6 protein-coding genes are annotated in these 6,042 nt (G+C 49.3%); 5 read left to right on the top strand and 1 reads right to left on the bottom strand.

Features of this window, described 5'->3' with window-relative positions; all coding sequences use genetic code 11:
* Window positions 1–87 precede the first annotated feature (87 nt).
* Both F8N00_RS15575 and F8N00_RS15570 read left to right on the top strand, forming a co-directional pair.
* The gene (locus F8N00_RS15575; protein WP_336449142.1) at window positions 88–1,524 is read left to right on the top strand and encodes an SdrD B-like domain-containing protein; all 1,437 of its coding nucleotides are present in this window, start codon (window positions 88–90) and stop codon (window positions 1,522–1,524) included.
* A 122-nt stretch (window positions 1,525–1,646) separates the two neighbouring features.
* Window positions 1,647–2,078 carry a helix-turn-helix domain-containing protein gene (locus tag F8N00_RS15570; RefSeq protein ID WP_023469473.1) on the top strand — a complete coding sequence of 144 codons (432 nt, stop codon included), beginning with the start codon at window positions 1,647–1,649 and terminating at the stop codon, window positions 2,076–2,078.
* Window positions 2,079–2,141: 63 nt separating this feature from the next.
* On the opposite strand, the gene F8N00_RS15565 is transcribed toward F8N00_RS15570, so the two are convergent.
* Complete coding sequence (locus F8N00_RS15565) at window positions 2,142–2,390, bottom strand: hypothetical protein (RefSeq protein ID WP_041255214.1); 249 nt, start codon at window positions 2,388–2,390, stop codon at window positions 2,142–2,144.
* Window positions 2,391–2,500: 110 nt separating this feature from the next.
* Between F8N00_RS15565 and F8N00_RS15560 the strand changes: the two genes are divergently transcribed.
* The 3 genes from F8N00_RS15560 to F8N00_RS15550 all read left to right on the top strand — a co-directional run bounded on the left by F8N00_RS15560 (window position 2,501) and on the right by F8N00_RS15550 (window position 5,804).
* Window positions 2,501–3,736, top strand: a complete 1,236-nt coding sequence (locus tag F8N00_RS15560; RefSeq protein WP_421018532.1) for a UDP-glucose dehydrogenase family protein — start codon at window positions 2,501–2,503, stop codon at window positions 3,734–3,736.
* A gap of 73 nt (window positions 3,737–3,809) precedes the next feature.
* Window positions 3,810–4,217, top strand: coding sequence for a hypothetical protein (locus F8N00_RS15555; protein ID WP_421018531.1), 408 nt, complete (start codon window positions 3,810–3,812; stop codon window positions 4,215–4,217).
* A gap of 231 nt (window positions 4,218–4,448) precedes the next feature.
* Window positions 4,449–5,804, top strand: coding sequence for an Ig-like domain-containing protein (locus tag F8N00_RS15550; protein ID WP_421018530.1), 1,356 nt, complete (start codon window positions 4,449–4,451; stop codon window positions 5,802–5,804).
* Window positions 5,805–6,042: the final 238 nt, after the last annotated feature.

The following is a 6,042-nucleotide window of genomic DNA, read 5'->3' as shown; positions in this document are numbered from 1 at the left end:
TCAAACAAAATTATCTGGTTTAATTTTACGTTGTTGTTTAAAATTTAGATATGTTTTTCTTATAGAAACGGAGCTGAATGAGACACCATGAAAAAAATCATCATCTTTTTGTTACTCCTGATGTGGAGTGGAACGGGTATCGCTCCGGTCCAAGCTGAATCGAAATGGGACGTGACAGCAAGCGGGACAGGACCGTATACGTTGACCTTCACGGGAGAAGGCAGCGTCGATGTGACGAGTGAGACACCACTCTCGTTCTCAGACGGTTTGACGGGAAGCGGCATCGACATCGCTGCGCATCCGACTGTGACGTTCACAGCAGAGACGGCCCCACGGATCGTCGTTACGGAACCAACGACACAGCAATCGATCCTCCTTGAGTTTCCGAAAGTCGACGCGGAGGAGCCGGTAACGGATGATCCTGCGACACCGGAAGAACCGGTCACAGAATCGGAAGTTAAACCAGACGTCAAACCGGATACACAAACGGTCACACCAAGTAAACCAAAACCGACGACGCCGACGAAGGAAAAGCCAGTCATAGAAACAAAACCGGCTCCGGCGACGAACGTCCAAGCGACGAAGGGGCAAATTACGGGAACGGTCTGGTATGACGCAAACGAAGACGGGATTCGCCAAGAGACAGAAGCCCTTCTTGATGACGTCAGTGTCTTCTTGATCACGCCACGTGGCGACGTCACGGACATGGCGATCACGGAACAAGGGAACTACATATTTGAACAGGTGACGCCAGGGACGTATCAAGTCAAGGTCGATGGCTATGACATCGGCTTGTATACGTTCACGAAGCCGCATCAGGATTCAGATGTCAACACGTTCGGAACAACGAACGTAACGATCCAAGCAGGGGACGTCCGGGTCATCGATGCTGGTATGACGGAAGGGGACGAGATGACGGAGCCGTCGCACTTCTTGACACTGACAAACTTCGTCGATGCGAATGGGGACCAACAGCCGCAGGAAAAAGAAGAGACCGTCCCGATGACGTACACGTTACTGGATACGGTCACGGGTGAAACGGCATGGACGATTGAAGACGAAGGAGATGATCACGCTTTTGCGGGCGGAGACAGCTTCCCGGTCGGCACGTACATCTTAAAAGTCAAAGCGCCTGCCGGTTATACAGTCAAAGCGATGCATCACCTCGATTACATTGCGTTTGAAGAGGACATGAGTGAGGCGAAAGATGCTCAAGCACACCTCTTAAAACACTTGAAGCGTCAATCGGTCGACGCCGTCCTTGATCTAACACGCGATGGTGGCGGAACGATGGTTGCCGTCGAACTGGCGCCACCGGCGAAACCGGTCAAGGAAACACCGACGAAAGTCGTTAGTCCGGTCAAATCGACAGCACCGGTCGCAGCAAAAGCGGACACTACGTCGACTCCAAGCGTTACAGCGGAACGTCTACCGCAAGCAGGGGAAGACAAGCCGTTTCCATTCGCGATCGTCGGTGGCATGAGTGCCGTCGTCGGAGTATGGTTGCTCGTTCGAAAACGATAAGGCTTAAAAGGAACGTCTCCTGAGTGGAGGCGTTCTTTTTTATGGAGCAATGTGTGTCGATTGACACACACGCACACATATGCGCATAATAGTAGTATCAAATCACAGGAAAGAGGGATTCGATGTTGACGACAAAACAGATCAGTGAATTGTTACGGGTATCGGAAGAGACGGTCCGGCGCTGGATTCGGACAGGGGAATTGCACGCGGAGCAGGACGGCAAAGGCTATCGTGTCGATGAATTGGCGTTGAAACGGTTAGTCGATGAGAAATCACAGATTCCGGGAACGGCATTGAACAAGATTCTCCCAATCATCCAAGATATGTTCGGACCGGAAGCAGCCCAGTTCGCGAAGTCAAACGTCTTTGATCCGCTCCAAGCGACGATGCAATCAAGTGAGACGACGGCAACACCGGAAGCCTCGAAAGCGTCAATGGAAGCAGAACTCGCCCGCTTAAAACGGAAGAAACGTCGCCTCGAGCTCGAACACGAATTGAAGTTACTCGATATTGAGGAACAGATCGCGTCGATGGAGCGTAAACAACAATCCTAAAAGCAAAGCGCACGTAGGGACAACTCCCGCGTGCGCTTTCGTATGTAAGAGGAAAAGACGCCTTCACTGATCCGAAGGCGTCTTTTTGACGGAACGTTGTTTACGTTTCCAGTACCAATAGCCGAGCCCGAGTGCGATCGGGATGGCCGCCAAGTACGGATTGGCTTCGATATATCCAATGATCTCAAATAACGCGAACCATCCACTGATTAAACCAAGGACGAGTAAAATCGACCGCAGGACTTCTGGAAGCTTACGGATCCGATACGCGAAGAGACAAATGAGGCTAAAAATGATGATCGCCACATGCATTCCTCCATTCCGTACTCAGTATAGCGTATTCGGAAAGCTTTTTCGATGCACAAATCGGCTTTCCTCCCGTATAGTGAAGACAGAGAAAAATGGACAAGGACGTGATGGAGATGCAAGCAACAGTGATTGGGACAGGATATGTCGGACTCGTCACCGCGATCGGACTCGCAGAAAACGGACATGAGGTGACGTGTGTCGACTTGAATGCAGAACGGATGGAACGGTTAGCGCAAGGGATCGCACCGATCACCGAAGAAGGAATCGAAGACGCGCTCCGCCTCAATCGCGAACGCTTGACGTTCACGACGGACTATCCGGCGTCCGACTTGTACTTGATCGCCGTCGGGACTCCGGAACGGGCAGACGGTAGCTGTGATTTATCGGCTGTCGAAGCCGTCGCGCGCTTAATCGAAGAAACACGCCCGGGAGCCAGTGTCATCGTCAAGTCGACGGTGCCGCCGGGAACGACAGCACGCCTGCAAGACGAGCACCCGACGTTACGCTTTGCGATGGTGCCGGAGTTCCTGCGTGAAGGAACGGCACTCGCAGACAACCGTCAGCCGAGCCGTCTGATCATTGGAACGACGGATGCCGCCTTTGCAAAAACGGTCGAACAGTTATTTCAAACGACAGCCCCGGTCGTCGTCGTTGATCCGACGACAGCGGAGTTGACGAAGTATGCGGCGAACAGTTTCCTCGCCGTCAAAATCAGTTTCATTAACGAGATTGCTCGCCTTGCGGACGCAGTCGGTGCCGACGTGACGGAAGTCGCCCACGGGATCGGACTTGATCCTCGGATCGGTTCTGCCTTCTTGCGAGCGGGTGCCGGCTACGGCGGATCTTGTTTCCCGAAAGACATCGCCGCATTGACGACGCTTGCGCGAACGCACGAGACGACGCTGCACGTCATCGAAGCAGCTGACCGGACGAACGAAGCCCAGCTCGATTACGTCCTCGCGAAGATCCGACCGGAGCGGGGAATGCGTGTCGCGCTACTCGGTCTTGCCTTTAAGCCGGGCACGGACGACTTACGGGACGCACCGGCCTTACGCCTCGCGGAACGGCTCGAGCAACTTGGTGTCATCGTCGTCGGCTATGATCCGGCGGCGCGGACGTTGCTTGACCAGAAACCGACGCTTGAAGAAGCGTTACGCGGAGCGGACGTCGCCGTCATCATGACGGAGTGGCCGGAGATGAAGACGATGGCACCGGAACTGTTGACCCGCGTCATGCAGACGCCACGCTTGATTGACGGACGGAACTGTTGGCAGTATGTCGATGCCCCAGCAGGCGTCTCCTATGAAGCAATTGGACGCCCGGGAAAAGAATTTTCGAACAAACGCTAAGTGCGACCTGTCAATAGGGATGAGACCAGTCATGGTGTCATCCCTATTTTGCTAGACGAAAGGACGAGGCGACATGCAAATCGATTATTTCGCAGTTCAACCGAGCGGTCCCAAAGGAGCGCTTGAGGCACACGTCTTATATCCCGGATGGAATCAACGACAGAACGAAGAGTGGGAACGGGCCGTCCATTACGGGGCGGGACTGATCCGGATTCGTCAACGGGGAACGGAACTCCGGATTCCGATCGAGTTCGGATTCGGCTATGTCTTGCAGTACATACGTCAGTTCCTGGAAGCAGAACGCAAGGGTGGCAGCATCCGCCAAAAGATGCAAGCCCAGCTCGACTGGATCGCGGAAGGACTACCGGTCCGTTTTAAGCGCGACAAGGAGACGATCGTCGTCACAGCAGAACGAAGCCATGCCTTTGCCGAGCGTCCGTTTCTTGAAGCACTAGAAAAGTCGATGTATGTTTTGCCGTGAGCTTTATAAGAAAGAAGCTAGTGGAAAGTAGTCAACGCGTCGGAGCAGAACGCTGTACTCGGGCGAACACTAGTAAGTCGACTTTAAAAAGAAAGCCCGCGTGGCTTTCTTTTTTTTGAATTAAACAGAAAATCAAAAACACGTTACCATTATTTAGGTGATTTGAAGGTGTTTGAATTAAAGTGTTCGTTATACTTAAAGTCGAAATCTTTACAAGAGAGGAATGAAATCATGAAAAATGTGTGGAAGTGGACAGCGACCATGTTGTTAGCGAGTACGGTACTCTTTGGTTGCGGACCGTCAAGTACATTGGTATCTGCAGAAGAAATGTTACAGTTGAATGGTGCATTGAAAGGGATAGTAGCAGGGAATGGAACGAACGAATATAGTGTGACTTTAGAGGACGCTGGAAAATTAACGTTCGATTTTACTTCATTTGGACCAGATGCTGATTTTAAGTTAATCGATGAATACAATGAGACGATCATGAATCATTCGTTAGATAGTGATGGAAAGACACCTGCAAGAGAATACGATTACTACTATTTAGAGGCAGGCACCTATCGTTTTATCGTAGAGAATGATAGTAGTATGCCAAGCGATTATAAGGTAGAAACGACATTTAAGAAGGCGGCAGGCCAAGATATTGAGCCGAATAATGGAACGAGCGAGGCTCAAGTTTTACCGTTCAATCAAAAAGTACGTGGGTTGCTTTCCGAACAAGACGATCGTGATGTCTATAGCATCAAAGTTCTAAAGGACGGTACGGTTACATTTGATATCGCAACCTATATCAATCAACAGTCAATTATTTCGCTAAAGAATCAAGATGGAGTAGAAATAGATAGGGAAGTTGTAAGTAGTTCAGAAAAGACGCCGGGCAGATGGGTGAACTCATTCGATTTAGCTGCTGGTACTTACTATCTCTATATGGATCGTTCCTATAGTAGTAACTATACAGGTATCTATGACATTCAAGCTTCTTTTAAGGCTGCGAATAATACAGAGCACGAACCGAACGATGGTGTCGTCGAAGCTGAAGCGATTTCGTTTTATAAGAGAATGACCGGTTTCCTACATTGGTCGGATCAGAATGACTTCTATAAAATCATCGTCCCCAAAAAGAGTCAAATTACACTCGAGTTATCCTCGTATCTGACTTCCATGAGAATCAATTGGATTGATCAGCAAGGGAAGACGATCGACAGTGAGTGGCTATCAGGTAAATCTAAGACACCGGGACGCTACTTGAATACATGGTCATTTCCAAAAGGAACGTATTATCTACAGATCAATGATGCGGACTACTATACAGGACGTTATCAATTCCAAGTCAAATCGAGTCATCTGTTACCGAGCGTCAGTTTAAAAGCGATGAATGTTAAATCGACGCATGTCAGTGGAACGACTGAAAAAGGTGCCACTGTTACTCTGAAGCTTGGAAAAAAGACATACACAAAAAAAACAGACGCAAAAGGACATTTCGATTGGAAAGTCCAAAAACAAAAAGCGGGAACGGTCATCACTGTCACTTCACAAAATAAGTACGGGAAGACGACGAAGCAACTCCGAGTCACAAAAAAATAATTTTAGAAGAAATAGTGGGTCTCACCTGCTGTTTCTTTTTTGTTCGGATTTCAAAGTGAGTAAGATCGCCATTAGAAAATGAGCTGTTTAAAACTGTTGAAATGTTTGAGAGCAATTCATGAAATACGACTTGGGTTCATGAATTGGTCACAATTCCAAGCAGGTTTGACGAACATCGAGTGTAGAAAATGATCAAAAAATCGAGAAAAAAATTTTTTTCATTATTTTTTGCTTGAAA

This window comes from Exiguobacterium sp. A1_3_1 (assembly GCF_048985645.1).
Taxonomy (GTDB): Bacteria; Bacillota; Bacilli; order Exiguobacteriales; family Exiguobacteriaceae; genus Exiguobacterium_A; species Exiguobacterium_A indicum.
The sequence above is the reverse complement of the archived record's forward strand: the minus strand, read 5'-3'. Positions and strand labels throughout refer to the sequence as shown.